Source organism: Pseudomonas sp. NPDC088444 (assembly GCF_044900175.1).
Taxonomy (GTDB): Bacteria; Pseudomonadota; Gammaproteobacteria; order Pseudomonadales; family Pseudomonadaceae; genus Aquipseudomonas.
Genome location: NZ_JBJDNK010000004.1, coordinates 299,799 through 326,586, shown reverse-complemented (window position 1 = coordinate 326,586; position 26,788 = coordinate 299,799). Strand labels below are relative to the sequence as shown.

Sequence of the window (26,788 nt, the reverse complement as noted above, 5' to 3'; positions counted from 1 at the left end):
TCTTAGCGCCATGTTGTGGCGGGGAGTACAGGGGATTTATCAGGAGTACCGCAGCCTCTGTAGGAGTGAGCTTGCTCGCGATAGCGGTTGACCTGTGACACCGGAGGTGGCTGACAGAGCACAATCGCGAGCAAGCTCACTCCTACAAGAGTATTGCGTCAGAAGAGGAAATACCGCTGCGCCATCGGCAGTTCTTCCGCTGGCTCGCACCACAACAACACGCCGTCGGCCTTGACCTGGTAGGTCTGCGGATCGACGTCGATTTTCGGCAGATAGTCGTTGTGGATCAGGTCGGCTTTGGTCACGCTGCGGCAGCCTTTGACCACGCCGATCTGTTTCTTCAGCCCCAACTGCTCCGGGACGCCTGCGTCGAACGCCGCCTGGCTGATGAAGGTCAGGCTGCTGGCGTGCAGCGAGCTGCCGTAGCTGGCGAACATCGGGCGGTAGTGCACCGGTTGCGGCGTCGGGATCGAGGCGTTGGCGTCGCCCATCAGGCTGGCGGCGATGGAGCCTCCTTTCAGAATCAGCGTCGGTTTGACGCCGAAGAACGCCGGGCGCCACAGCACCAGATCCGCCCATTTGCCCACTTCGACCGAGCCCACTTCGTGGCTGATGCCGTGGGTGATCGCCGGGTTGATGGTGTATTTGGCGATGTAGCGTTTGGCGCGGAAGTTGTCGTTGCCTTCGCCGTCGCCCGGCAATGGGCCGCGTTGACGCTTCATTTTGTCGGCGGTCTGCCAAGTGCGCATGATCACTTCGCCCACGCGGCCCATGGCCTGACTGTCGGAGCTGAGCATGGAGAATGCGCCCAGGTCGTGAAGGATGTCTTCGGCGGCGATGGTTTCGCGACGGATGCGGCTTTCAGCGAAGGCCACGTCCTCGGCGATGCTCGGATCCAGGTGATGGCAGACCATCAGCATGTCCAGGTGTTCGTCGATGGTGTTGCGGGTGAAAGGCCGGGTGGGGTTGGTCGAACTCGGCAGCACATTCGGGAAGCCGCAGGCCTTGATGATGTCCGGCGCATGACCGCCACCGGCACCTTCGGTGTGATAGGTGTGAATGGTGCGGTTCTTGAACGCGCCGAGGGTGGTTTCGACGAAGCCGGATTCGTTCAGCGTGTCGGTGTGGATCGCCACCTGCACGTCGTACTGATCGGCTACGCTCAGGCAATTGTCGATAGCCGCAGGCGTGGTGCCCCAGTCTTCGTGCAGTTTCAGGCCGATGGCGCCTGCTTTGACCTGCTCGATCAGCGGCTCTGGCACGCTGACGTTGCCTTTGCCGGTGAAGCCGATGTTCATCGGGAAGGCTTCAGCAGCCTGCAACATGCGCATCATGTGCCATTTGCCGGGAGTGACGGTGGTCGCGTTGGTGCCGGTCGCAGGGCCGGTGCCGCCGCCGATCATGGTGGTCACGCCACTCATGAGGGCTTCTTCGATCTGTTGCGGGCAGATGAAGTGAATGTGGGTGTCGACGCCGCCTGCCGTGAGAATCATGCCCTCGCCCGCGATAATTTCGGTGGCCGCGCCAATGGCGATGGTCACGTCGGGCTGGATGTCCGGGTTGCCTGCTTTGCCGATGGCGGCGATGCGACCGTCCTTGAGGCCCACATCGGCTTTGACGATGCCCCAGTGGTCGATGATCAGGGCGTTGGTGATCAGCGTGTCGACCACTTCATCGGCAGGCAACTGGCCTTGGCCCATGCCGTCTCGGATGACCTTGCCGCCACCGAACTTCACTTCTTCGCCATAGACCGTGTAGTCCTTTTCGACTTCGATCCAGAGGTCAGTGTCGGCCAGACGAACGCGGTCGCCGACAGTGGGGCCGAACATGTCGGCGTAGGCTTGTCTGGAAATTTTCATGCGCATGCCTTGAGATCCAATGATCGTTGATCGTTCCCACGCTTCACGTGGGAATGCATCCCGTGACGCTGTGCGTCACAAAACGGACGCACAGCGTCCAGTCTGGCGTTCCCACGCGGAGCGTGGGAACGATCAAAAGCGGGTTACAGATCGCCCATCACGCGCCCGGCAAACCCGAACACTCGGCGATGTCCCGCCAGATCGACCAATTCAACTTCCCGCGCCTGACCTGGTTCGAACCGCACGGCGGTTCCGGCGGGGATGTTCAAACGCATACCCCGGCTGGCGGCGCGGTCGAAGGTGAGGGCGTCGTTGGTTTCGAAAAAATGGAAATGCGAGCCGACCTGAATCGGACGGTCGCCGCTGTTGGCGACACTCAGTGTGATCGTCCGGCGCCCGACATTGAGTTCGATCTCGCCGGGCTGGATCTGGTATTCACCAGGAATCATGCGCTCTTCCTCGACAGTAACTTGTAGTAAATGGCCGTAGCGTGATATTCGCCATCCGGGTTGCAGGCGTAATCCGGCAATTTGCCGCACAGCTGATAACCCAGAGAGCGATAGAAATCTTCGGCGGGTGAGCCGGAAAGGGTGTCCAGGTACAACAGGCCGCGCTGGTGCTGATAGGCGGCCTGTTCCACTGCGTGCATCAGTTGCGTGGCCAGCCCGTGGCGACGGGCGTGGTGCATCACCAGCAGTTTCTGTACTTCGGCGCGGTTCAGGCCATTGGCTTTCTGACACAGCGCCAACTGCACGGTGGCCAGCACCTGCTCTTCCTGAACCACCACCCACAACAGTGTTTTGCCCTGCTCGACTTCGGCCTTGATGCTTTCCCACCAGCTGTACGCCTGATCAGCGCTCAGATCCGCCATGAACCCCACCGATGCACCGCGATGCACGGCGTCCATCAGCAGCGCCACCAGCCCGTGACGGTAGTGCGCAAAGCTTTCGCCAGTAACACGTCGTATCTGAGCAGCATTCATGAGTCGGCTTCCTTCATCGAGAGAAATCAGGGCACAGGGTTTTGTCTTTTACCGGGCAGGGGCCTGGGACGGCGGCGCGTCGGCGCCGGGTGACAGGTCCAGTTGCATGAAGGTCAGGTCCAGCCACCGGCCGAACTTGGTGCCCACTTGCGGCATCTGCCCGGTGGTCACGAAGCCCTGACGCTCGTGCAGATAAATCGACGCGGCGTTTCCGCTTTCGATGGCCGCCACCATCATGTGTTTGTCGCAGGCTTTTGCGCGTTCGATCAGCACTTTCATCAGCAACGGACCGAGGCCGTTGCCGCGTTGATCGGCGCGCACGTACACCGAATGCTCGACGGTGTGGCGAAAACCTTCGAACGGGCGCCAGTCGCCGAACGAGGAATAGCCCAGCACCTGGTCGGCGTCATCGACGGCCACCAGAATCGGGTAGGCCTGGGTCTGACGCGCGGCGAACCAGGCTTCACGATTGGCCAGGTCCACGGGTTGTTCATTCCAGATCGCCGTGGTGTTGAGGACGGCGTCGTTGTAAATCTCCAGCACGGCAGGCATGTCAGTCAGGAGTGCGTCACGAATCGTATAGGTCATGTTCGTTTTCACTGGTTCTCAAAGGGTGTTCAGGCAATCGGTTGATGCACGGTGACCAGCTTGGTGCCATCCGGGAAGGTGGCCTCGATCTGGATTTCCGGGATCATTTCCGGGATGCCTTCCATCACTTGTTCGCGGGTCAGCAGGGTGGTGCCGTAGTGCATCAGTTCGGCAACCGTCTGGCCGTCCCGTGCGCCTTCCAACAACGCAGCAGAAATGAAGGCCATGGCTTCCGGGTAGTTGAGCTTCAAACCCCGTGCCAGCCGCCGCTCGGCGACCAGTCCGGCGGTGAAGATCAGCATCTTGTCTTTTTCGCGTGGAGTCAGGTCCATGTGTTTTTCCGTTTCAAATCGGTTGGGCGTTTGCCTGTTAAATCGTTGTTGATTGGGCCGACGATGACGTCAGTCCAGCCACCCCAAAAATCATGTACTCCAAATCCTCGGCGCTACCGCCTCTCTGCCTAATAACGCAGGCCGCAGCAGCTTCCACAATCCAGTCAACCAGGCCCGCGCATGCAGCGCTTCATCGGCCAGGCAGCGGGCAACGATCAGCCCCGGCAATTGGCTCAAGTCGCCACGCACGGGAGAATGCTCCGCCAGTTCGCGGCAACGCTCCATCAATTCGGCATCGATTTCCCCGGTCACGATCAGCGTCGCGAACACCGGCTTGCCATTCAGCCCTACCGGCGAATCCAGCAAACCGTCATTACCCGTGATGCGCTGGCGTTCATGCCACAGCAACTTGCCGTCGCGGCGAATGTCCAGATGCGCCTGAAAATGCCCCTGATCGAAACGCTCGCCACTGGCTGGACGCCCCAGCGCCACAACGTCCCAATAGAGCAGCCGTGCGTTGCCTTCAAGCTCGATGCGCGTGGTCAGTTCAGCCTTGGCCTCGCTGAAAACTATCGTTTCCTGCGGCAGCCATTCCAGCGTAGCGCCAGCCGCCACTTTCAAATCGAGCTGTTGATAGGCAGGCCCCGCTGCGCGATACCACTTGGCGGCGCCCGGGCTGGTCAACTGCGCCCAGGCATCGGGACCAACGCTGGCGCTGATGTCGAGGCGATCGCCCCCGGCGATCCCGCCCGGTGGATGAACGATGATGTGCTGACAGACTTCAGGGCCTTCGGCGTACAGGTGTTTCTGCACCCGCAACGGGCCTTTGTGGCGACGTTGGGTCGGGCGCGTGGTGTCGTTGAAGCGTCCATAGCCCAAGTCCAGCTCGGCGTGCCAGCTGGGCGTGAACAGGGCGGTGGGGGCAGGAAGATTCATAGAGTCGTTATCGTTTTTCGAAGGCGTCTACCTTAGCCGATCGGCGCGTCAAATGGTCACCAGACCACGCACGCCCTCGGCTTCCATGTGTTCGCCGCGGCCCTGTTGAATGATTTCGCCACGGGACATGACGATGTACTGATCGGCCAGCTCCGCGGCAAAGTCGTAGAACTGCTCGACCAGCAAAATCGCCATGTCGCCACGGGCCGCGAGCTTCTTGATCACCGCGCCGATTTCCTTGATCACCGATGGCTGAATGCCCTCGGTCGGCTCATCGAGAATCAGCAGGCGAGGGCGGCTGGCCAATGCGCGGCCAATCGCCAATTGCTGCTGCTGACCACCGGACAAGTCGCCACCTCGGCGATGCTTCATTTGCAGCAGCACTGGAAACAGTTCGTAGATGAAGGCGGGGACTTCCTTGGCCTCGGAACCGGGGAAACGGGACAGGCCCATCAACAGGTTTTCTTCCACCGTCAGGCGCCCGAAAATCTCACGGCCTTGAGGCACGTAAGCGATCCCGGACTGCACGCGTTGGTGGGGCTTGAAACCGGTGATCGGTTTGCCTTCCCACTGCACCACGCCTTCTTTGGCGGGCAGCAGGCCCATCAGCACTTTCAATAATGTGGTCTTGCCCACGCCGTTACGACCCAGCAGGCAGGTGACTTCGCCGATCTTCACGTCGAAGGACAGGCCGCGCAGGATGTGGCTGCCGCCGTAGTATTGGTGAAGCTTTTCAACTTGCAACATGTGCGAACTCTCCCGGTGATCGTTCCCACGCTCTGCGTGGGAATGCCGCTATGGACGCTCTGCGTCCCCTGCCTGACGCGGAGCGTCGGCGGATGCATTCCCACGCGGAGCGTGGGAACGATCAAAATCTGAATCAGCGTCCCAAATACACTTCGATCACCCGCTCATCCGCCTGCACTTCTTCCAGCGACCCTTCCGCCAGCACACTGCCCTGGTGCAATACCGTCACGTGGTCGGCGATGGTGCCGACGAAGCCCATATCATGCTCGACCACCATCAGCGAATGCTTGCCCGCCAGGCCCTTGAACAGCTCGGCGGTGAATTCGGTTTCGGCGTCGGTCATGCCCGCTACCGGCTCGTCGAGCAGCAGCAATTGCGGGTCCTGAACCAGTAACATGCCGATCTCCAGAAACTGCTTCTGACCATGTGAAAGCAAACCTGCAGGGCGCGACATCGACGAGGTCAGGCGAATGGTTTCCAGCACCTCGTCGATGCGATCGCGCTGTTCGCCATTGAGCCTGGCCCGCAAGCTGGCCCACACCGATTTGTCGGTTTTTTGCGCCAACTCCAGATTCTCGAACACGCTCAAGGCTTCGAACACGGTGGGTTTCTGGAATTTGCGACCGATCCCGGCCTGGGCGATTTGCACTTCGCTCATCTTGGTCAGGTCCAGCGTCTCGCCGAACCAGGCCGTGCCATGGCTGGGGCGGGTCTTGCCGGTGATCACGTCCATCAGAGTGGTCTTGCCCGCGCCGTTGGGGCCGATGATGCAGCGCAGCTCACCGACACCGATGTACAGATTCAGATCGTTAAGCGCTTTGAAACCGTCGAAACTGACGCTGATGTTTTCCAGGGTGAGGATGGTCCCGTGCAGGGTGTTCAGGCCTTTGCCTGCGACCTGGCCCAAGCCGATGGCGTCGCGGCTGGTGCCTGCGTCGCTGTTAGGGTCCAGCACTGGATCGAACGCGGGAGTGGGTGTGCTTTTCATTGCTCGCCCCTTTTTTTGATCAGGCCAATCACGCCTTTGGGCAGGTACAGCGTCACCACAATGAATAGCGCGCCAAGGAAGAACAGCCAGTATTCAGGGAAGGCCACGGTGAACCAGCTCTTCATGCCGTTGACCAGGCCTGCGCCCAGCAGCGGCCCGATCAGTGTGCCGCGACCGCCCAGAGCGACCCAGACCGCAGCTTCGATGGAGTTGGTCGGCGACATTTCGCTGGGGTTGATAATCCCCACTTGAGGCACGTACAGCGCCCCGGCGAGGCCGCACAACACCGCGCTCAATACCCAGACAAACAGTTTGAAACCGCGCGGGTCATAGCCGCAGAACATCAGGCGGTTTTCAGCATCGCGCACGGCGGTCAGTACACGACCGAACTTGCTGCGCGCCAGACGCCAGCCCACGTAAAGACTGCCCACCAACAATGCCACCGTCAGCAGAAACAACACGGCGCGGGTGCCCTGAGACGTGATGCCAAAGCCCAGAATGCTGCGGAAGTTGGTGAAGCCGTTGTTGCCGCCAAAGCCTGTTTCGTTGCGGAAGAACAGCAGCATTCCGGCGAAGGTCAGGGCCTGGGTCATGATCGAGAAGTACACGCCCTTGATCCGCGAACGGAAGGCGAAGAAGCCGAACACCAGCGCCAGCAAGCCCGGCGCCAGCACCACCAGGCACATGGCCCAGAGGAAGTGCTGAGTGCCGACCCAATACCACGGCAGCTCGGTCCAGGACAGGAAGGTCATGAACGCAGGTAGGCCATCCCCCGACGCTTCGCGCATCAGGTACATGCCCATGGCATAACCGCCCAGGGCGAAGAACAGTCCATGGCCCAGTGACAACAGACCCGCGTAGCCCCAGACCAGATCCAGCGCCAGGGCGACAATGGCATAACAGAGAATCTTGCCCACCAGCGTCAGCGTGTAAGCCGACACTTGCAGCCCGTTGCCGTCGGGCAACAGCGACAGCAGCGGCAGGGCAATCAGGATCGCGAGAATCACCGCGCCCACGGTGAGTGTGACTTTAGTGCCAGCGCGTTGCGCGGCGGTAACCATCAATGGCTGGTTCATCAGTCGATCACCCGTCCTTTGAGTGCGAACAGACCTTGCGGACGTTTCTGGATAAACAGAATGATCAGCGCCAGGATCAGAATCTTGCCCAGCACTGCGCCGATTTGCGGTTCAAGCAGCTTGTTGGCGATGCCCAGCCCGAAGGCCGCCATCACGCTACCGGCCAGTTGGCCGACGCCGCCGAGTACCACCACGAGGAAGGAGTCGATGATGTAGCTCTGGCCCAGATCAGGGCCGACGTTGCCAATCTGACTCAACGCCACGCCACCCAGCCCCGCGATGCCCGAACCCAGCCCGAAGGCCATCATGTCGATGCGCCCGGTCGGCACCCCACAGCACGCGGCCATGTTGCGGTTCTGAGTGACGGCGCGCACGTTCAGGCCCAGACGGGTCTTGTTCAGCAGCAGCCAGGTCAGCACGACCACGAACAGGGCGAAGGCAATGATGATGATTCGGTTGTACGGCAGCACCAGATTCGGCAGCACTTGAATGCCACCGGACAGCCATTCGGGGTTGGCCACTTCGACGTTCTGCGCACCGAACACCACACGAATCAGTTGAATCAGCATCAGGCTGATGCCCCAGGTTGCGAGCAGGGTTTCCAATGGGCGGCCATACAGATGACGAATCACCGTGCGCTCCAGCGCCATGCCGATGCAGGCCGTGACGAAGAACGCCACGGGCAGCGCCACCAGCGGATAGAACTCGATAGCGCCCGGTGCGTAGCGCTGAAACATCAACTGCACGACGTAAGTGGCGTAGGCGCCGAGCATCAGCATCTCGCCATGGGCCATGTTGATCACGCCCAGCAAGCCGAAGGTGATCGCCAGACCCAGTGCCGCGAGCAGCAGAATCGAGCCGAGGGAAATGCCACTGAACACCTGGCCAATGACTTCGCCAATCATCAGCTTGCGTTTGACTTGCGCCAGGCTGGTTTCGGCGGCGAGACGCACGGTCGCGTCCGTTTCGACGTTGGGTTCGAGCAGGTTCTCCAGACGAGTGCGGGCGAGTGGGTCGCCGGTTTCGCCCAGCAAACGCACTGCTGCCAGACGCACGGTCGGGCTGGTGTCCACCAATTGCAGGTTGGCGAGGGCCAGATTCAGAGCGGCGTGAACAGTGTCGTCTTTTTCACTGGCCACTTGTTGCATCAGCAATTGGAGCTGCGCGGGTCGGGCGCTCTTTTGCAGGGTCAGGGCCGCCGCCAGACGCAATTTCGCATCAGGGTCGAGCAGGCGATGACTGGCCAGCGCGGTTTCCACCAGACCGCGCAAGCGGTTATTCAGGCTGATGGTTTGCGGTTCGTCGGGATTGGGCGCTTCGGCCAATGCCGGGGCATTCGGATCGACGGGGGTGAAGCTGTCGTCGCTGTTCTGGATGAAGGCGCGGTTGCTGCTGTCGGCAGCGACTCGGCCATCTTGCAGCGCAAGGAGCAGGGGAACGCGGGCCGGATCGGGCTTGGCTGCCCAGTTTTCCAGCAATTCAGCGCGTTCGGAAGAGTCGGCCGCGACAAAGTCACCGGCGTCGCTGGCGTGGGCTGCGAAGGGCAGCAACAGGCTCAGGGCAAGAAAAAGGCGGTAGAGCAATCTGGGCATATCGGGGTCCTGGAAGCACCCGCATGACTCGCGCCATACGAGGAAACCTGCTGATCGTTCCCATGCTCTGCGTGGGAATGCATCCCCTGACGCTCTGCGTCATCCGGTGTCGCACGCGGAGCGTCCAAGGCGCGGTTCCCACGGGGACCGTGGGAACCATCAGGGGCTGTGTGCCTGTGTTCGCTTAGTTGCTCTTCACCGCATAGTCAGGCTTCTTGTCGTTGCCCGGAATGAACGGACTCCACGGCTGGGCGCGGATCGGCTCCTTGGTTTTCCAGACCACGTTGAACTGACCGTCGGCCTTGATCTCGCCGATCATCACCGGCTTGTGCAGGTGGTGGTTGGTCTTGTCCATTTCCAGGGTGAAGCCCGACGGCGCAGCGAAGGTCTGACCGGCCATGGCCTCGCGGACTTTATCCACATCGGTAGACTTGGCTTTCTCGACCGCCTGCGCCCACATGTGGATACCCACGTAGGTGGCTTCCATCGGGTCGTTGGTCACCGCCTTGTCAGCGTTCGGCAGGTTGTGCGCCTTGGCGTAGGCTTTCCAGTCATTGACGAACTTGGTGTTGACCGGGTTCTTCACCGACTCGAAGTAGTTCCAGGCGGCCAGGTTGCCCACCAGCGGCTTGGTGTCGACGCCGCGCAGTTCTTCTTCGCCCACCGAGAAAGCCACGACCGGAACGTCGGTGGCTTTCAGGCCCTGGTTGCCCAGTTCCTTGTAGAACGGCACGTTGGAGTCGCCGTTGACGGTGGAGATCACAGCCGTCTTGCCGCCAGCGGAGAACTTCTTGATGTTGGCCACGATGGTTTGGTAGTCGCTGTGGCCGAACGGGGTGTACACCTCTTCGATATCGCTGTCCTTCACGCCTTTGGAGTGCAGGAACGAGCGCAGAATCTTGTTGGTGGTGCGCGGGTAGACGTAGTCGGTGCCCAGCAGGAAGAAGCGCTTGGCCGCGCCGCCGTCTTCGCTCATCAGGTATTCGACCGCAGGAATCGCCTGCTGGTTAGGCGCCGCGCCTGTGTAGAACACGTTCGGCGACATCTCTTCGCCTTCATACTGAACGGGATAGAACAGCAGGCCGTTCAGCTCTTCGAAGACTGGCAATACCGATTTACGCGATACCGACGTCCAGCAGCCGAACACCACAGACACCTTGTCCTGGGTCAGCAGTTGGCGCGCCTTCTCGGCGAACAGCGGCCAGTTGGAGGCAGGGTCGACAACCACTGCTTCCAGCTTTTTGCCATTGACGCCACCCTTGGCGTTGATTTCGTCGATGGTCATCAGCGCCATGTCTTTGAGGGAGGTCTCGGAGATGGCCATGGTGCCGGACAAAGAATGCAGAATGCCGACCTTGATGGTCTCGGCGGCCTGGACGGTCCAGGTCAAACCCATAGCGGCGATCGATGCGGACAAGGTGAACGCTTTAATCAAACTGCGACGCTTCATTGGCTAGCTCCATTCTTTGATTTTTTTGAGACGACTGCGGTTGGCGATGCAGAAGTTGAGGCTACTCAGGCTTTAGCAAAGGCTGGGCCAAGGCGGCAGGGGTCGCAAAATCGAATGAAAGCGTCGCGCTACGAAGAGGGCGTGCACCAATATGGGGTGGGGTGGGTTGAGTGGTGCGCGCTGCGCGCTGATCTGGTGCGAAAAGCTGACGTGCCCGACAGGTTTTCACATGAAAGGGCGTATGCATGACATCTGTGGGAGCCGGCTTGGTGCGGGCGGCGTTCCGACGAAAGCGGCGGGACAGTCAGCTCATTCGTCGCAGGCAGCTCGCATTCGCCAGCAAGCCGGCTCCCACAAGGAAGAGTGTCGTCGGGAAAGCTGTATTTTCAGAAAAAGGAAAGAACGGGGCCTGAAACCGGAAATGAGGAGGAATTCATCACTAAACCACTCAAAAATGATTTCAGGCCCCGCAGGACGCAATCTAAGCTGTCGCCGCCGATTTGGCAAAGCGCGAAAGGGCTATCCGATCGAGCAACCATACTGCCAGCATGGAAATCCCGACGAGCGGAAAGGCAACGCCCAGTGCCAGCATCACAACTGTCGCGATTTTCCAGCGGGGAAGGTCATGACGCAGCGGTGGAACGCCCCAGCCATTTTGTGGGCGACGCTTCCACCAGATCACGATGCCGCTCACTGAACTGAGCAGCACCATCAGGCAGATGAACAGGATGATCAACTGGTTCAGCCAGCCGAACATCTTGCCCTCATGCAGCATCACGCCCAGCTCGGTTGCCTTGGACACAGCGCTGTAATCGGTGTAGCGCACGTCTGCCAGCACCTTGCCGCTGTACTGATCGACGTGCAGCGTCGCGTCGTCGCGCGGATCGTCAGCAAACACTGAAACCGTGAACACGCCATCGGCCGTTTTCGGTTGCGTGATGCTGTAGCCAGGTTCGATGTTGCGCTCTCTGGCGATATCCACCACTCGCTGCAACGTGACAGTCGGTGCGGCAGGCGCACTGGACATCGCGCCATGGTTCATGTGTTCGGCGTGATCGCCGGACGACACCGGCATCGGTGTGTTTTCCATCGCCCAAGGCACGGTTTGCACGGCAGCCGTGTTCAGTTCGCTGGCCTGTTTGTCGGACTTGGGCACGTCATTCCACATCGCCGCCGGAAAGGTGTTCCAGACATCGGCGTAGACCTTGCCCCACATGCCCGTCCAGGTCATGCCACTGAGCAGCATGAACAGCAGCGCCACCGAGCCCCAGAAACCGGTCACGGCATGCAGATCACGCCACAGCACGCGGCCTTTCGCCGAGATTCTTGGAAAAAGCACCCCTGCCGAGGAACGTCCCCGTGGCCACCAGAGATAAAGACCTGACACCACCAGCACGATGCCCCAGCCCGCCGCCAGTTCGACCAGCCGGTCGCCCACGGTGCCAATCATCAACTCGCCGTGCAGGGCGCGGGCCATGGCTTGCAAATTGTTCTTGGCGTCCTGGGTGCCGAGGATTTTGCCGCTGTACGGATCGATGAACAGGTTCACATCACGCCCGTCTTGTTTCACTACGAATTGCGCGCTGCTCTCGGCATTCACGGGCGGCAAGTATTTGCTGATCAAGACCTTCGGATACGCCTCCAGCACCCGTTGCTGTTGTTCATCGGCGCTGAGCTGGTGGTGGGCGGGTTTGACGGTCAGCAGATCGCGGTACATCAGCGAATCGAGCTGGGGTTTGAACAGGTAAACGATCCCGGTCAGCGACAACAGGATCATGAAGGGCGCCACGAACAGCCCGGCATAGAAATGCCAGCGCCACGCCAGGTTGTAGAACGACACGTTGGTTTTGGACATGATGAAACGCTCCCGTCAGGGAAGTAAGCACGGCGCAGCACGCTGACGACGAAAGGGTCATCAGCGGGTACGAATCTTTATTAAAGGATTAGGCGACGGAAGCGAACGGCGGAGCGCGACTGCGGGCGTTGGGGAAGACGTTGCGTTGCGCGTGGCCCTGTTGCGGGGCTGCGTTGTAGAAGTCTGCGGGCTTCGGCGGGACGGGGGCAATGACCGCTAGCGTCTGCGTCAGCGCGGGACAACTGAACAGCAGGGTGCAATAGCCGCACTTGGCCCAGATCACATGATCGATGCCGCCTGCGTCGCTGCTCGCTTGGTTCGATGCGGCGTGGTGGTTGCTGTGATCTGCTGCCGACATGTCCATGGGCGCGGACATGTCCATTTCGCTCGACATAGGGGCAGACATCGACATGCCTGCGTGATGTTCCATCGGCATCGACTGGGAAACCAGCGGGCCGATGAAAATCATCACCATGGCGAACAGGCTCAGCCACGCACCCGACGATGTACGAGGTGCGTTGGCAGAATGAGCGTGTACCGCAGGCATGCGCTTCACGTGGGGTCAGCTTCGACGGTCAGAGGCCAGTCAATGAGCGTGTACGGGGGCTGCGTCCGGTGCCTGCTTCTGCACCATGACCTGGACCGTCACGTCGCCGGTTTTCTCGAAGTGCAGGGTCAGCGGGAACATCTGGCCGTCCGTCAGCTTCGAGCGGTCTTTCAGATCCAGCAGCATGACGTGGTAAGCCATCGGCGCGAACGTCACTGCGCCGCCAGCCGGAATGTCCACCGTCTGCACCTGCTGCATCTTCATCAGGCCGTCTCTGTTCACGTGCTCGTGCAATTGAGCGGTGCCTGCAATGGGGCTGTCGACACCGGTCAGGCGATCGGCATCAGGGCCTGCATTGCTGATCACGAAATACGCCGCAACCGTGGGCGCATTCGGCGGCAACTCCATCGACCAAGGGTGGGCGATTGCTAGATGGCCTTTTGCATACTCATGAGCTTCAACATAGCAGGCAGGCAGCAGCAGTGCTGCCAGCAACAGAACTTTTTTCAACATCGACGGGGGTCTCCAATCCATTCAGATACGCGGCGTGCAGCGTGAGCGAACGATCAGACCCGTGGGGAGGCACGGGGGTTGAGATTGGGCCACAGCACCCGTGGTGGTGTGTGGAACAGCAGGTCGGCGTCCAGTAGATGGACGGGCTGAATGAAGACCAGGAAACCGAGCTGATTGCCCGATGGCACGGCGACCATCGACAGCGCCCCGGAACAGCACGGGCAGTGTTGCATCAACGCATGGTCGTTGCGCTCAGGCGTGCCTTGATCGGCAGGCGCGATGGACGTCGCCACCCACTGCGTGCCTTGGCCGGTACAAAAACTTCCCCACACCAGTTGCTCCCCCTGCGTGCGCGGCATCGTCGGCGTCATGGGCATTGCCAGCATGCCGAACAGCAGCGCAAAGCAGGCAACCCAGGCGAAGGCCCGGCGCCGCTTGTGACTGATGAGGGAGGATTGTTGTGGTTTCATGTCGGCCATTTAGCCTGAATGGCCGTGAGATGTAAAAAGTGTTGGTGCGGCGTTATGTTGCGGGTGTGATTTCGTCGATGCTCGTCCGCTTTGCGTTGAACAGGTCCCGGAGGATGATTTTTGCAGCTTCGGATTCACCGCTTTGAGATAACAATGCCGCTTCGCTCAGCAAACCCCGCACAAACTCAGGGTCTTTTTGAGCTCTCTCTTTTATCGTTTTTTTGCAGCAGCGTGTGGCGGCCATTTACACCTCACAGGGCACAAGTACGTAGGCTGGCGAGAGTTGATTAGTCTGTAGAGGCGTGCAGCTTGAGGCCTAGCGCCTTGATCACTTTCATTATCGTCGCGAATTCCGGGTTTCCGTTGGCACCTAGAGCTTTGTATAGGCTTTCTCTTCCCAGCCCTGTTTCGTTAGCGATCTGGGTCATGCCGTAGGCGCGGGCGATATTTCCCAGCGCTTTGCTGACGAGAACGCCGTCGCCCTGATCTTCTTCAAGGCAGGCGTTCAGGTAACCCACCATGTCCTCAGGGGTTTCCAGATACTCAGCTACGTCGTAGGGTTTGAATTCTTCATTGACTTTCATGCTTATGTCCTCTTGCCGAGGTTTTTCGCCATTTCCTTGGCCTGATCGATGTCCCGTGCCTGAGTCGACTTGTCGCCGCCAATGAGCAGTAGATAGGTGACGTCGCCACGTCGGGTGAAATAGATTCGATATCCCGGCCCATAGTGTATGCGCATCTCGAAAACGCTGCCGCCAACAGGTTGGCAATCTCCAAAATGACCTTCTTGGGCAGCGTCAAGGCGCGCAAAGATTCGTTGTTGTCCGGTCTTGTCTTTCAGGGACTTCAGCCATCTTGAGAATGAAATGGAGCGTTCGAGAAAAATCATACGGAGAATGTATCTCGTAGGATACTTTTCCGAAGTCGGACGGCCTAAGCCAATGTGGTCAGAACTTTCTGCAGGGCGGTGGCGACTTAGCCTGATGTGGCAGCGCTATGAGAAAGAATCCTGCAATGCACCAAGAATGTCTCTCATAGCGAAAAACTCCCGATCCACCCCCGCCAGCACCGGCCGCTTCAACACCAACACCGGCACCCCCCGCTCCCGAGCCACCTCCAGCTTGGGTTCAGTCGCCCCACTGCCGCTGTTCTTGCTGATCAGCACATCAATGTTTTTGCGTTCGAACAAAGCCCGTTCATCCTCAAGCTGAAACGGCCCCCTGGCGCCGATGACTTCACATCGTTCGTTTCCGGGATAGCTGTCGAGGGCGCGCAGCGTCCAGAACTGGTGTTCGGGGATTTCGTGCAGGTGTTGCAAAGGTTCGCGACCCAAGGTGAACAGCGGTCGTTTGAACGGTGCCAAGGCGGTGATGAGTTCGGCCCAGTCCGACACTTCGCGCCAATCGTCTTCAGGGGTGGCTTGCCACGCAGGACGACGCAAGGCCCAGCAGGGGATGCCTGCGAGTTTGGCGGCAGTGGCGGCGTTCTGGCTGATCTGTGCGGCGTAGGGGTGAGTCGCATCAAGGATCAGATCAATGCCTTCATCTCGCACGAATTGCGCCAGCCCCTCCGCACCGCCATACCCGCCAACCCGCACCTGGCAACGAAGATCAGTCGGCACCCGGCCCACGCCCGCGAGGCTGTAGATATGCTCAGGCCCAAGTGTGCGCGCGATGGCCAGCGCTTCGGTAACGCCGCCCAGCAACAAAATCCGCTTCATTCGAACGCTCCGGCGTGGCCGACGATTCCGCCTTGGCGGTCAATGGCGAAGACCTCGACCTTCACCTGAGCAGGCACCACGCTGCGGGCGAAATCCAGGGCGTGCTGACAGACCGCATCGCCCAACGCCACACCGACTGCCGATGCCATCGCCAGAGCTTGCTGGCTGGTGTTGGCGCCGCGAATCTTTTCTTGCAGGTCAGCATCGGCGCCGACATCTGCGGCCCATTGCGCCAGCTGTTCCAGATTGATACTGGAGTGGCGGCTGTGCAGGTCCATATGCCCGGCGGCGAGTTTGCTGATCTTGCCGAAGCCACCGCACAGGCTGAGTTTATCCACAGGCACTTTGCGCAGGTGCTTGAGGACGGCGCCGACAAAATCCCCCATCTCGATCAACGCGATGTCGGGCAGGTTGTAGACCCTGCGCATGGTGTCTTCGCTGGCATTGCCGGTACAGGCCGCGATGTGGGTGTAACCGTTGGTTTTCGCGACATCGATGCCCTGATGAATCGAGGCAATGTACGCGGCGCAAGAGAAGGGCCGGACGATGCCGCTGGTCCCCAGAATCGACAGCCCGCCGAGAATCCCCAGACGCGGGTTCATGGTCTTGAGCGCCAACTCGCTGCCGTTCTCTACGCACACTTTCACTTCAAAGCCGCCCGTGTAGCCGCATTCGGCAGCCAGTTGCGCAAGGTGCTCGGTCATCATGCGTCGTGGCACGGGGTTGATCGCAGGCTCACCGACGCCTAATACCAGTCCCGGTCGGGTGACGGTGCCCACTCCCGTTCCAGCAACGAACTGCACGCCGGGTTCGGCGATCAAAGCCACCTGTGAATACAGCAGCGCGCCGTGGGTGACGTCCGGGTCATCCCCAGCATCTTTGATCGTTCCCGCCTCTGCACCGCCTTCGACCAAGCGACAAAACTCCAGCCGCATCTGCACCTGTTTGCCCTTGGGTAGCGTGATGTGAATGGCATCGTTCACCTCGCCTCGCAACAACAGGCGTGCGGCGGCAAGCGATGTCGCGGTGGCGCAACTGCCTGTGGTCAGGCCGCTGCGCAGGGGGGCGGGTTGCTCGGCGGTTTCTTCGCGCATCAGGGTTTGATCGCTTCGAGCAGGGTGATGGGCAGGGCCTGACGCCACGTGTCGAACTTGCCCAAAGGTCTGGAGTGCGCGATGTGAATGCGCGTCAGCTCGCCGCCGTGCTGCTCGCGCCAGTTCACCAACATGGCCTCACTTTGCAGCGTCACGGCGTTGGCCACCAGTCGGCCGCCCGGGCGTAGTTGCTCCCAGCAATGATCCAGCACGCCACTGCGCGTCACGCCGCCGCCAATGAAAATCGCATCGGGCTGCTCCAGCCCTTCCAGCGCATCGGGGGCTCGACCGCGCACCAGTTGCAGGCCCGGCACGCCCAGCGCATCGCGGTTGAATTCGATCATTTGTTGGCGCTCTTCGTTGGCTTCGATGGCCAGCGCGCGACAAGTCGGATGGGCGCGCATCCATTCGATGCCGATTGAGCCGCAACCGGCGCCGACGTCCCACAGTAACTCGCCAGGCACGGGGGCAAGGCGGGCGAGGGTGATGGCGCGTACATCACGTTTGGTCAGTTGGCCGTCGTGGCGAAACGCATCATCGGGCAGACCGCCGAGGGGCGACAGACGCAACGTGTCTGGCTCGGCGCGGCAGTCGATGGCCACCAGATTCAGGGCTGCAATTTCTGGATTCGACCATTCGCTGGCAACGCCATCCACGCGACGCTCGGAGGGGCCACCGAGGTGCTCCAGCACGGTCATATGGCTGGGCCCAAATCCACGCTCGCGCAGCAAGGAAGCGATGGCCGCTGGACTGCTGCCATCGTTGCTCAGCACCAACAACCGCAGGCCGTGATGCAGCTGTGCATTCAGTGCTGCCAAGGGCCGCGCGACCACCGACAGCGTCACCACATCCTGCAACGCCCAACCCAGACGCGCAGCGGCCAGCGAGTAAGAGGAGGGCGCGGGAATGACGCGCATCTGTTCGACCGGCACTTGGCGCGAGAGGCTGACCCCGACGCCGAACAGCATGGGGTCGCCACTGGCAATCACACAAACGGGTTCGCCGCGTTGCTCAAGCACCGAATGCAGGGAAAACGGACTCGGCCATTGTCGACGTTCGGCGCGAATGCACGGCGGCAAAAGATCCAGTTGGCGCGAACTGCCGAACACCTGACGCGCCTGCAACAGCGCATGCCGCGCATTGCGACCCAGCCCCTTGAAGCCGTCCTCACCGATTCCCACGACTGTCAGCCACGGCGACATGTATTGCCCTCAACCCCAATGCTTGCGACAGGCCGGTTTGGGTGGCCTGTGGATAAGGTGGGCATGATAGCGTGAGAACCGTGGTGAGATAAAAAATTGTATGGTTTTAATGCTTGATATTTATGCTTGGCATTTTTTATCTCGCCTGCTGGAAGTAAAGTGTGTGGTAAGCTTTAAGACTAGATAGAGAAAGCCTGTGGTTGCAAGAAGCGGTAGCGTTATTGCCAATAAATCACGGATGAGATTCCATGCTTCAATGCTTAAGAAGGTGTATTTGTTGAGTATTACCTCTCGGTGCCATAGTTCGTCAATTAGAAATGTTGCCATTGTCAGAAATACGACATATACGGCAAGTATGATTAACCATGAGATTGTTAACTTTGTTAGTGTTGGTGTGGTGTCGAAGTTTTGAGGGTGTTTGCGCTTTAATTTGCATAATGATAGGTGTGTAAGGAGGATGGTTATGCTCGCCGATATGGCGAGAGTGGCCGCTTCGAAAGCGAGGGAACGTGAGATTTCCCCAGGGCGGGTTCGAGTATCTCCAAGCGCTTCCCATAACCATGTAGTAGAGGTGTATGAGTCCACTACATAAGATATGGCAATAAAAATCAAGAAAGAGACTGCCCAGCCAATAGCTATTGTCGAGTTTTTCATTAATATACCTGGATAGCTCCGTAAGCGGTCAATGTAGGGGTTACCTGAAAACGAGGCATGTTGAGCAAGGCGGCCCGCAAAATTGAGTAATTAGAGTGGCTGGGTAGAGTTATGCAGCCTTCGGAAACTCCTTCATGACCGGCAGGGTGAAGACGAAACATTCCTCGCTGAACACCCTGAATGAAAGTGTTGTCGTCTATGCTTCCGTCATCCTTGAACAGCCCAAACCAGACATCGCGATCTGAGCCGCTGATGAGCGATTTGACCTTATCCTGCATTTTTGAGTAGAACCTCCCAGTGGGTCTATTAACTATGTAATATCGACCTGTTGGTAGCGGCCCGATACTTGGGGTAGCCATATCATCCGGATTATTCCGAGTAGACCCCGCCTGCCCCGAATACGCAGGAAAAAATCCCACCCCAGGACACACCAGCGTCGACATCCCTTCGCCGTTCAACCGAAATAAACACCGGATCATCGTTCATTCCAGGCATCAGAATAAATAATGTTCCCGTCGCAGTGCTTCCAGGTGATTTTTTCATAGCACAGGGAAATAGCTTCAAGATGGTTATGCTTCTCGGTGACTGGGTTTTTACAGTCATGCATCATCGGTGCAACCGCGGTGACCTTTACGCCTTCGAGCAGCATGTTGAAGTACTCAACTTCTTGCCCTGCATCGTCGATGTTGTACCACTTGATCTCAGCCGATTTTAATGTCTGGCCCGTCGAAACGGCCTTGTAGAGATAGGGGCTGGAAATGTCGAACTCTTTCTCAAAGGTGAGTGCCGAGTGCTTGCGCTTACCCATGACTTTTCCGGTGGCGGAATCCGTTGGCAGGAATACGCCATGGCCGAAGCCCAGAATTTCAATGCTGCCTTCTCTTTGGTTGATATCCACTGAACCTTTGATTTCTGCTCCGCCATCGTCCTTGAGCCAGAGGTATGCAGGAATAGCCATAAAAATCCTTTTGTTTCAGGTGGGATTAAAAACGGGCGTGTCGGCCGTAGCGGCAATTTAAGGTTCAAGGCCGCGCCAATCGATCAGATAGAGGAAGTAAGGGGCGCCGGTTGAGTCCGACGAGGGTGTGGGATATCTGCCACGGTATGGGGTAGGCGTTAAACCGAGCAGGGTGTTTGCGCAGTCATTGCGAGCACATCCGACCAACCGCCTTTTCCCGCCCCCGGCCAAAGCAGGCATAATACCGGCCTCGCAGAACCCGCCTTCTGCCCCTTCATTCCGCTCACATCAGGTGACCCTTTGGCCGAGCCGCTGTCCGCTCGAATCCCTGCTGCGCCCATACGTCCCTCGGCTTGTCCGGGGTTGTTGCGTATCGTCCCGGCGCTGGATGGCGGGATTTGCCGGATCAAGCTGCCGGGCGGGGTGATTACGGCGCAGCAGGCGCTGGCAGTCGCGGATGCGGCCGAGCAATTCGCGGGCGGTGTGATCGAGGCGACCAACCGCGGCAATCTGCAGATTCGAGGGATCGGTCAGGATCATCAGGGCCTGATCGCGACCCTGCTTGATGCAGGGCTAGGCCCGAGGAATCCGGCCAGCGACGACGTGCGCAATCTGATGCTCAGCCCCACAGCGGGCATCGATCCGCAGCAGTTGTTCGATGCTCGCCCGCTGGCGGCCCGGATGCTCGACACGCTGGAAAACCACCCTCGCTTCCATGAGTTGTCGCCCAAATTCGCCCTGTCGCTGGACGCCGGTGAAGGTTTGGCGATGCTCGATCATCCCCATGATCTATGGCTGTCAGCCCTCGATATCGAGGGCCAGACATGGCTGGGTTTCGGTCTGGCGGGATGTCCTGGCACTGATTCGCCACTGGCGGCGGTGCCGGTGGAGGCAGGCCACGATCTCATGGTCGCGGTCTTGGAGCTGTTCCTTGACCACGCCCGGCCTGATCAGGCGCGCATGCGTCATCTGCTGCAAAACCTGCCTTTGGAAGCACTGCTTGATCTCCTGGTCCAGCGCCTGCCGCACACGCTGCGAATCGGTCGAACCATCACCACTTCACGACGCAAGCCGACGAAGCCAAACGCCCACATCGGCACTTATCCACAACGTCAGCCCCCGCTGATTTCAATCGGCGGTGTCGTGCCTTTGGGGCGTTTGACGCCGTCCATGTTGCGCAACGCGGCGAGGCTTGCCGTTGAGCGGGGTGATGGCACATTGGTAATGACGCCATGGCAAAGCCTGATGCTGCGCAACGTGAGCCGTGAAAATGCCTCGCTCGTCCTCGACAGTCTGCAAGCGGCCGGGCTGTTGTGCGATGCCGATCAGGCGCTATCGCACATCATAGCCTGCACCGGCTCGGCGGCCTGTGGCAAAGGGCTGGCCGACACCAAGGCCGACGCGCTGCAACTGGCGGAGTACCTGCAACAACAGGGTGTAACCCAAGCTGTGCACCTGTCGGGCTGTAATCGGTCCTGCGCAGCCGCCCACGCTGCGCCGATCACCTTGCTGGCGGTGAGCGCTGGCCAGTACGACCTGTATTTTCGCCGCGCAGACCAGCCGGGTTTCGGCGAGTTGCGTGAGCGTGACCTCACTATTGAAGCAGTCGGTGCGTTGTTGACCGCCGACTCACGGAGCAACACCGATGATTGATTACATCCGCGACGGCCAGGAAATCTATCGCAACTCCTTCGCGATCATTCGCGCCGAAGCGCGGCTCGACACCATTCCTGCCGATCTGGAAAAACTGGCTGTACGGGTGATTCACGCCTGCGGCATGGTCGATGCGGTCGAGGGGCTGCGTTTCTCGCCGGGGGCCGGGACTGCCGGGCGTCAGGCGCTGGCCAAGGGGGCTCCGATCCTGTGTGACGCGCACATGGTGGCTGAAGGCGTGACCCGCGCCCGTTTGCCTGCCAACAATCAGGTTATTTGCACCCTGAAAAACGAAAGCGTGCCGGACCTCGCGCGTGAGTTGGGCAACACCCGCTCTGCGGCCGCGCTGGAGCTGTGGCGACCCCATCTGGAAGGCGCTGTGGTGGTGATCGGCAATGCGCCGACCGCGTTGTTCTATCTCTTGGAAATGCTCGACGCGGGTGCACCCAAACCTGCGCTGATTCTCGGCTTCCCGGTGGGATTTGTCGGCGCCGCTGAATCCAAGGACATGCTCGCGGCTGACAGCCGTGGCGTGCCGTACGTGATCATGCAGGGCCGTCGTGGCGGCAGTGCCATGGCTGCGGCAGCGGTCAATGCTCTCGCCACGGAGATCGAATGATGCAGGTTCGCGGTCGTCTCATTGGTCTTGGTGTCGGTCCCGGTGATCCCGAACTGATTACGGTCAAAGCCTTGCGCCTGCTGCGCGAGTCCCCTGTGGTGGCGTATTTCGTCGCCAAGGGCAAAAAGGGCAACGCCTTCGGCATCATCGAGGCGCACCTGCAAGATGCTCAAACGCTGATGCCGTTGGTGTACCCGGTCACCACCGAGGTGCTGCCCGAGCCGATGTCCTACGAGCAGATCATCAGCGATTTCTATGACACCGCCAGCCTGGATGTCGCGGCACATCTGGACGCAGGCCGCGATGTGGCAGTCATCTGCGAAGGGGACCCGTTCTTCTACGGCTCCTACATGTACCTGCACGACCGCCTCGCCGAACGTTACGAGGCCGAAGTGGTGCCGGGCGTTTGCTCGATGTTGGGCGGTGCCTCGGTGCTGGGCGCGCCGCTGGTGTATCGCAATCAGAGCCTGTCGGTGCTGTCGGGTGTGCTGTCGGCGGACGAACTCAAGCGCAAGCTGGAGGATGCCGATGCGGCCGTCATCATGAAGCTGGGGCGCAACCTGCCGAAAGTGCGTCAGGTGCTGGTGGAAACGGGCCTTGCCGAGCGCGCGCTGTACGTCGAGCGGGCGACCATGGCCAATCAGAAGATCGTGCCGCTGGCGGAGGTCGATCCGATGTCTTCGCCGTACTTCTCTCTGATCATCGTTCCAGGCGAAAGGTGGCAAGGCTGATGGGCGCTTCGAACTTCAAAACGCCCGCCATCGTTATCCTCGGCAAAGGCGCACTGAGTACCGCTCGCCGAATTCAGCACCTGTACCCGGATGCGCTGATTCATGGGCTGGCCGAGCGTGTTGAGGGGGCGGATCGCAGCTATTCCGAATTCGGCGCGACACTGCGTCAGCTTTATCAACAGGACACCCCGATCATTGCTCTTTGTGCAGCGGGTATCGTCATTCGCACGCTGGCACCTGTGCTGCTCGAAAAAGGTGCCGAACCGCCTGTGCTCGCGGTCGCTGAGGACGGCAGCGCGGTCGTGCCGCTGTTGGGGGGGCTGGGTGGCGTGAATACCATGGCCCGAGAGATCGCTGCCGGTTTGAACACCGCAGCGGCGATCACGACCAGTGGTGAGCTGCGTTTTGGCACCTGCCTGCTCAATCCGCCCAGCGGTTATGCGTTGGGCGACCTGGAGCTGGGCAAGCGCTTCGTATCCGATCTGCTTTCAGGCGAGCCTGTACGTATCGAGGGGGCTGCGCCCTGGCTCGCTCAGGCGCAATTGCTTGAGGACGATCAAGCGCAACTGGCGATTCATGTGGGTTACGCCGAACGCGAACCCTCTGCCAATGAGTTGCTGATTTACCCGCGCAACGTGTTGGTTGCAGTGGATGCATCGCTGGAAAATCTGGCCGATGTCGTGCGTGCCACGCTGCATGATTCACGCATCGCCCTACAGGCGCTTGCCTGCTTGCTGGCCAGTGAGCGCGACATGGCCAGCCCTGCGCTGCAGGCCGCCGCTGAGGCGCTGGGCGTGCCAGTGCGTTTCACGACGCACGCTGTACCCAGCGAAATGGCGCAACAGGTCCTGCCGCAGTCGTTGCCCCCAATCACGCCTGTCGAGGGAATCGCCATCGCTGTGGCGCCTCAGCCGCTGGATATCGAGCGGGTAGGACGAGGGCGCGGGCGTCTGGCCGTGATCGGTCTAGGGCCGGGCGCTATCGAATTCATGATCCCTGCCGTGAAAGCCGAACTGGCGCGGGCCAACGATGTGCTGGGTTATGAAACCTACGTGCGCATGGCTGGGCCTTTCAGGTCGGATCAAGTGCTGCACTGCACTGACAACCGCGAAGAAATGCAGCGTGCCCGTCATGCTTTTGAACTGGCCGCTCAAGGGCGTTCGGTCGTCGTCGTTTCGTCGGGCGATCCAGGCGTCTTCGCCATGGCGGCTGCGGTGCTCGAAGCGCTGCACGAGTCGGACAATCCGCAGTGGCATGCGGTGGATCTTGAAATCCTGCCGGGGGTTTCCGCTTCGCTGGCGACAGCGGCGCAGGCGGGCGCTCCGCTGGGTCATGACTTCTGCGTGATGTCGCTTTCGGACAATCTCAAGCCTTGGGACATCATTGAAAAGCGTCTGGACCTGGCCTGCCAGGCCGATCTGGCGCTGGCGTTCTACAACCCGATTTCTCGCTCTCGTCCTTGGCAGTTGGGGCGCGCGCTGAAAATCGTCCGCCAGCATCGAACACCTGAAACTCCGGTCACGCTGGGCCGGGATATCGGGCGTCCGGGGCAGACCTTGCAGGTCATCACCCTGGGCGAACTGGCTCCAGAACAGGTGGACATGCGCACCATGGTGCTGATTGGTTCGTCGCTGACCACGATCTTTCCTCGCGCGGAGGGAGGGCAGTGGGTGTATACCCCGCGCTGGTATGGCGCCAAACCCGCGCGGTGATCGCCATGTAGGCTCGTTGGGAACTCGTTGTCCGAGTTTCCATCGGTCCGGGTAGGAAGGTTCTTCAGAAACTCCGGAAATGTCCACTCTCGCAAAGCGATACATCCCCCTCGGCACGTTGAACATCGCGCGACCGTTACCTCGAGTTGTAGGCAAAGTCCCGAGTGCCGGTCAAAGCCTCGTTTGCTCTGCTCTGCCGTAACCGCGATTGAATGGCGCGTCCTATTTTCATTAGCAAACGTAACGGCCTCGGCCCCCGAATGACCGCCAAACGTGCCTGCCGATGTGCGTTAAGGTGTTCCTCGTCCAGTGAGGACATTTACCCCAAAAGGATTTGGAAATGAAAAACGATGCATTTATTCAGCATGTGATGAACGTGCCGCCGCTGGAATCGATCCGCGACGCTCGCTCGGTCGACCTGCCTGCGTCCGAGGCCATCGTCCCGGCAGGCGCCGCAGTGTCCGGTGCGGGCATCATTGGTTTCGTGGAGGGCATGAGCCAGCAAGCGAAGGACGATGTACTCGACAGCTACTCGTACGCCACCCTTGCCGCAGACCGGCGTCACAGCTCTACCGAGGAGCCTGGCAAGTGGTATCAGGTCTTTCGCGAGGTCATGACCCGCGTCATGCATTGGACGTCGCAAGACGCGGCCTACAGCAGTTACTCCCGTCGCGAACGTGTACTGACGTTGGACCAGATCGTCATGCAAATCCTGGCGAAGTCGCTGTATGCCGCCGGTGTCGGTGCGGTGGGAGCACCTCAGTTGCTGGAAATTGCAGGTGCTGCGGTCGAAAAACTCAGCGAAAAAGACGAGCCGCTACAACTGTTCAACTACAACTCCACCAAGCCTCTGGGCGGCGGTCGGGCCATGGTCGGAGGCTGCCGAGAGAGTGCCGATGGCGTGATTGTGCTCGCGGTTGGCGCAGTGGAACTGAAGACTGACCTGACCGTTGGCAATGTCCTGTTCTTCAACTGGAACTCGGTGTCGCTGGACGTGCAGCGTAACTCGGACGTTTTCGTCTTCAATCAGTCCCTGTATGCCCGAAGTCGCCGTCAGAAAGTGCGCGATGCGCTGGAAAGGTCTGCCGATGCAGTGGTAGAGCTGTATCCGATCGATTGATTTCAAGGGCCGCAGTGCGTACTGCGGCCCTTTTTTACAGGAGTTGACCTATGGCGAAGGAATTGCTCGAGGTGCGTGTCAATGGCTCTGAGTTGCTGGTGTTGCGGGGGTGTCCCGATCAAGCGATGAGAGACGACATGATGGCCTCGACGTTGTATACGCAGTTGGCTGCCGATCATCAATTCAGCAAGTTTGACGACTTCAACAAGTGGCAAGACATCCTGCTCAACGCGTCGAGCAAGTTTGGCTGGCTGCGGCTCGATGTGGCCAACACCCAGGAGCGCGTGGCAACCTCCGAGACACTGACACCGGCCGAAGCCATTGGCGCCTTACTGCCCGCTTCACTGGCGCATTGGCAAGGCGCCCCTCTTCGCTCGTTGTTTACCCAGCTCTGCACGGCGCCTGCCAACGGCGAAGCGTTTTGCCTGCTTAAACAGGGCATGCTGCGCACGTCCTCGTCCGGCGACCTCTGCGCCGTGGTCATGCGGCTCGGCTTCGTGGGGCCGACAGGCAAACGGGTGGCGCTCTCTTTGGCCTTCGCGACGCGTGAGGCGCTGGCCGACAACCCGTTCAATCAGGTTTTCTCGCGCCATCAGTTGACCGGGAACGTCATGTGTTCACGCGTGATCACTCAATTCGACGGCATTCGATACGCTCCGCTAAAAACGCCGGTCATCAAAGCCCTCAAGACCAAACAACCCGGCTTGGTGCTTCCGGTGACAACGGTGGGCCTATGAGTGCGGTCTCAGGCATGGTTATCGGCAACGCAGTGATCGCGCTGCACGAGGAAATCGCCGCCGGCTCTGATCGTGACGATGTGCTGAGCTGCCTGGCTCACGCTGACGGCTTCGCGAGTCGGTACTTTGATCCGAGGACGGAATATCAGAACTGGCTGTTTCGGTATCACTCGCGATTGCAACAGCGCGGCTGGACGCTGATCAATCCGATACAGCACACCCCGCAGGTCATCTTCGACGCTTCGGAGCTTGAAACCGTGACCTATACGATCTTCGATTCGGTGAAATCCCGGCGTCTGGCCAGGCTTGCGCAGGCAGCGTGGTCTTCCTTGAAGACCAACCGGGTGGCGCAAGATTTTTTCAGCGGTGGTGATCGCAACGGAGAGCTGGGGCGAATACAGTTGATACCCTGCGTGCTGGACGCCAACGGCGACATTACATTGCTGACGTGCTGCATTCGGCTAACCGGGGAGGTCGACACCCGAGACTTCGATTTCTGGAGCGTAACTCAGCGTGAAATGCTACTGCGCATCAGCGGAGGAGTGTACCGCTTCGACCGCGCCATTTACGCCCGATACCGCGAGGAGATCCTGCAGCAACTGGACGCCCGTGCCGACCGGTTCATGCAGAAATACCCCGTCTGACCCACGACG

The 26,788-nt window shown here is 59.9% G+C and carries 30 protein-coding genes; 7 read left to right on the top strand and 23 right to left on the bottom strand.

The window, feature by feature from the left end; translation table 11 throughout:
* Positions 1 to 158 precede the first annotated feature (158 nt).
* The 23 genes from ureC to ACI2KB_RS10495 form a co-directional block, all read right to left on the bottom strand.
* Positions 159 to 1,859, bottom strand: a complete 1,701-nt coding sequence (ureC, locus tag ACI2KB_RS10605; RefSeq protein ID WP_404634157.1) for an urease subunit alpha — start codon at positions 1,857 to 1,859, stop codon at positions 159 to 161.
* A gap of 143 nt (positions 1,860 to 2,002) precedes the next feature.
* Complete coding sequence (locus ACI2KB_RS10600) at positions 2,003 to 2,308, bottom strand: urease subunit beta (protein ID WP_108239485.1); 306 nt, start codon at positions 2,306 to 2,308, stop codon at positions 2,003 to 2,005.
* The gene (locus ACI2KB_RS10595) at positions 2,305 to 2,841 is read right to left on the bottom strand and encodes a GNAT family N-acetyltransferase (RefSeq protein ID WP_404634155.1); all 537 of its coding nucleotides are present in this window, start codon (positions 2,839 to 2,841) and stop codon (positions 2,305 to 2,307) included. Before ACI2KB_RS10595 ends, ACI2KB_RS10600 begins: the two co-directional genes overlap by 4 nt.
* A gap of 48 nt (positions 2,842 to 2,889) precedes the next feature.
* The gene (locus ACI2KB_RS10590) at positions 2,890 to 3,429 is read right to left on the bottom strand and encodes a GNAT family N-acetyltransferase (RefSeq protein WP_404634153.1); all 540 of its coding nucleotides are present in this window, start codon (positions 3,427 to 3,429) and stop codon (positions 2,890 to 2,892) included.
* 29 nt (positions 3,430 to 3,458) lie between these two features.
* Positions 3,459 to 3,761 (bottom strand): urease subunit gamma, encoded by a 303-nt coding sequence (locus ACI2KB_RS10585; protein WP_404634151.1) that lies wholly within the window; start codon positions 3,759 to 3,761, stop codon positions 3,459 to 3,461.
* Between the two features lie 90 nt (positions 3,762 to 3,851).
* Positions 3,852 to 4,697: an urease accessory protein UreD gene (locus ACI2KB_RS10580; protein ID WP_404634149.1), complete on the bottom strand. Its 846-nt coding sequence runs from the start codon at positions 4,695 to 4,697 to the stop codon at positions 3,852 to 3,854.
* Positions 4,698 to 4,745: 48 nt separating this feature from the next.
* The gene (gene urtE, locus ACI2KB_RS10575) at positions 4,746 to 5,444 is read right to left on the bottom strand and encodes an urea ABC transporter ATP-binding subunit UrtE (protein ID WP_404634147.1); all 699 of its coding nucleotides are present in this window, start codon (positions 5,442 to 5,444) and stop codon (positions 4,746 to 4,748) included.
* A gap of 133 nt (positions 5,445 to 5,577) precedes the next feature.
* On the bottom strand, positions 5,578 to 6,432 hold the full coding sequence (gene urtD, locus ACI2KB_RS10570) for an urea ABC transporter ATP-binding protein UrtD (RefSeq protein WP_404634146.1): 855 nt from the start codon (positions 6,430 to 6,432) through the stop codon (positions 5,578 to 5,580).
* Positions 6,429 to 7,508 carry an urea ABC transporter permease subunit UrtC gene (gene urtC / locus ACI2KB_RS10565; protein WP_404634144.1) on the bottom strand — a complete coding sequence of 360 codons (1,080 nt, stop codon included), beginning with the start codon at positions 7,506 to 7,508 and terminating at the stop codon, positions 6,429 to 6,431. The genes urtD and urtC overlap by 4 nt, the downstream gene beginning before the upstream one ends.
* A complete protein-coding gene (gene urtB, locus ACI2KB_RS10560) occupies positions 7,508 to 9,100 on the bottom strand; it encodes an urea ABC transporter permease subunit UrtB (RefSeq protein WP_404634142.1) in 1,593 nt (530 codons plus the stop codon). The genes urtC and urtB overlap by 1 nt, the downstream gene beginning before the upstream one ends.
* A 184-nt stretch (positions 9,101 to 9,284) precedes the next feature.
* Positions 9,285 to 10,550 (bottom strand): urea ABC transporter substrate-binding protein, encoded by a 1,266-nt coding sequence (gene urtA, locus ACI2KB_RS10555; RefSeq protein ID WP_404634140.1) that lies wholly within the window; start codon positions 10,548 to 10,550, stop codon positions 9,285 to 9,287.
* 481 nt (positions 10,551 to 11,031) lie between these two features.
* The gene (locus ACI2KB_RS10550; protein ID WP_404634138.1) at positions 11,032 to 12,405 is read right to left on the bottom strand and encodes a PepSY-associated TM helix domain-containing protein; all 1,374 of its coding nucleotides are present in this window, start codon (positions 12,403 to 12,405) and stop codon (positions 11,032 to 11,034) included.
* 88 nt (positions 12,406 to 12,493) lie between these two features.
* The gene (locus ACI2KB_RS10545) at positions 12,494 to 12,952 is read right to left on the bottom strand and encodes a DUF2946 domain-containing protein (protein WP_404634136.1); all 459 of its coding nucleotides are present in this window, start codon (positions 12,950 to 12,952) and stop codon (positions 12,494 to 12,496) included.
* A 39-nt stretch (positions 12,953 to 12,991) separates the two neighbouring features.
* A complete protein-coding gene (locus ACI2KB_RS10540) occupies positions 12,992 to 13,465 on the bottom strand; it encodes a copper chaperone PCu(A)C (protein WP_404634134.1) in 474 nt (157 codons plus the stop codon).
* 53 nt (positions 13,466 to 13,518) lie between these two features.
* A complete protein-coding gene (locus ACI2KB_RS10535; RefSeq protein ID WP_404634132.1) occupies positions 13,519 to 13,935 on the bottom strand; it encodes a DUF2946 domain-containing protein in 417 nt (138 codons plus the stop codon).
* A 52-nt stretch (positions 13,936 to 13,987) separates the two neighbouring features.
* On the bottom strand, positions 13,988 to 14,179 hold the full coding sequence (locus ACI2KB_RS10530) for a hypothetical protein (protein WP_404634130.1): 192 nt from the start codon (positions 14,177 to 14,179) through the stop codon (positions 13,988 to 13,990).
* Positions 14,180 to 14,222: 43 nt separating this feature from the next.
* Positions 14,223 to 14,519, bottom strand: a complete 297-nt coding sequence (locus ACI2KB_RS10525) for an addiction module antidote protein (RefSeq protein WP_404634128.1) — start codon at positions 14,517 to 14,519, stop codon at positions 14,223 to 14,225.
* A 2-nt stretch (positions 14,520 to 14,521) separates the two neighbouring features.
* Positions 14,522 to 14,824, bottom strand: coding sequence for a type II toxin-antitoxin system RelE/ParE family toxin (locus tag ACI2KB_RS10520; protein WP_404634126.1), 303 nt, complete (start codon positions 14,822 to 14,824; stop codon positions 14,522 to 14,524).
* A gap of 105 nt (positions 14,825 to 14,929) precedes the next feature.
* Complete coding sequence (locus tag ACI2KB_RS10515; protein ID WP_404634124.1) at positions 14,930 to 15,655, bottom strand: cobalt-precorrin-6A reductase; 726 nt, start codon at positions 15,653 to 15,655, stop codon at positions 14,930 to 14,932.
* The gene (locus ACI2KB_RS10510) at positions 15,652 to 16,749 is read right to left on the bottom strand and encodes a cobalt-precorrin-5B (C(1))-methyltransferase (RefSeq protein WP_404634122.1); all 1,098 of its coding nucleotides are present in this window, start codon (positions 16,747 to 16,749) and stop codon (positions 15,652 to 15,654) included. The genes ACI2KB_RS10515 and ACI2KB_RS10510 overlap by 4 nt, the downstream gene beginning before the upstream one ends.
* Complete coding sequence (gene cbiE / locus ACI2KB_RS10505) at positions 16,749 to 17,951, bottom strand: precorrin-6y C5,15-methyltransferase (decarboxylating) subunit CbiE (RefSeq protein ID WP_404634120.1); 1,203 nt, start codon at positions 17,949 to 17,951, stop codon at positions 16,749 to 16,751. The genes ACI2KB_RS10510 and cbiE overlap by 1 nt, the downstream gene beginning before the upstream one ends.
* A gap of 653 nt (positions 17,952 to 18,604) precedes the next feature.
* The gene (locus ACI2KB_RS10500; RefSeq protein ID WP_404634118.1) at positions 18,605 to 19,048 is read right to left on the bottom strand and encodes a DUF2778 domain-containing protein; all 444 of its coding nucleotides are present in this window, start codon (positions 19,046 to 19,048) and stop codon (positions 18,605 to 18,607) included.
* Between the two features lie 32 nt (positions 19,049 to 19,080).
* Complete coding sequence (locus tag ACI2KB_RS10495; protein WP_404634116.1) at positions 19,081 to 19,563, bottom strand: Hcp family type VI secretion system effector; 483 nt, start codon at positions 19,561 to 19,563, stop codon at positions 19,081 to 19,083.
* Between the two features lie 300 nt (positions 19,564 to 19,863).
* Between ACI2KB_RS10495 and cobG the strand changes: the two genes are divergently transcribed.
* The 7 genes from cobG (at position 19,864) to ACI2KB_RS10460 (ending at position 26,779) form a co-directional block, all read left to right on the top strand.
* On the top strand, positions 19,864 to 21,216 hold the full coding sequence (cobG, locus tag ACI2KB_RS10490) for a precorrin-3B synthase (RefSeq protein ID WP_404634114.1): 1,353 nt from the start codon (positions 19,864 to 19,866) through the stop codon (positions 21,214 to 21,216).
* Positions 21,209 to 21,835: a precorrin-8X methylmutase gene (locus ACI2KB_RS10485; RefSeq protein WP_404634112.1), complete on the top strand. Its 627-nt coding sequence runs from the start codon at positions 21,209 to 21,211 to the stop codon at positions 21,833 to 21,835. The genes cobG and ACI2KB_RS10485 overlap by 8 nt, the downstream gene beginning before the upstream one ends.
* Positions 21,832 to 22,566, top strand: a complete 735-nt coding sequence (locus ACI2KB_RS10480) for a precorrin-2 C(20)-methyltransferase (protein ID WP_404634110.1) — start codon at positions 21,832 to 21,834, stop codon at positions 22,564 to 22,566. The genes ACI2KB_RS10485 and ACI2KB_RS10480 overlap by 4 nt, the downstream gene beginning before the upstream one ends.
* On the top strand, positions 22,566 to 24,278 hold the full coding sequence (cobJ, locus tag ACI2KB_RS10475; RefSeq protein ID WP_404634108.1) for a precorrin-3B C(17)-methyltransferase: 1,713 nt from the start codon (positions 22,566 to 22,568) through the stop codon (positions 24,276 to 24,278). The genes ACI2KB_RS10480 and cobJ overlap by 1 nt, the downstream gene beginning before the upstream one ends.
* A 340-nt stretch (positions 24,279 to 24,618) precedes the next feature.
* Positions 24,619 to 25,398, top strand: a complete 780-nt coding sequence (locus ACI2KB_RS10470) for a hypothetical protein (RefSeq protein ID WP_404634106.1) — start codon at positions 24,619 to 24,621, stop codon at positions 25,396 to 25,398.
* Between the two features lie 50 nt (positions 25,399 to 25,448).
* Positions 25,449 to 26,135 carry a hypothetical protein gene (locus ACI2KB_RS10465; RefSeq protein WP_404634104.1) on the top strand — a complete coding sequence of 229 codons (687 nt, stop codon included), beginning with the start codon at positions 25,449 to 25,451 and terminating at the stop codon, positions 26,133 to 26,135.
* The gene (locus ACI2KB_RS10460; protein WP_404634102.1) at positions 26,132 to 26,779 is read left to right on the top strand and encodes a hypothetical protein; all 648 of its coding nucleotides are present in this window, start codon (positions 26,132 to 26,134) and stop codon (positions 26,777 to 26,779) included. Before ACI2KB_RS10465 ends, ACI2KB_RS10460 begins: the two co-directional genes overlap by 4 nt.
* Positions 26,780 to 26,788: the final 9 nt, after the last annotated feature.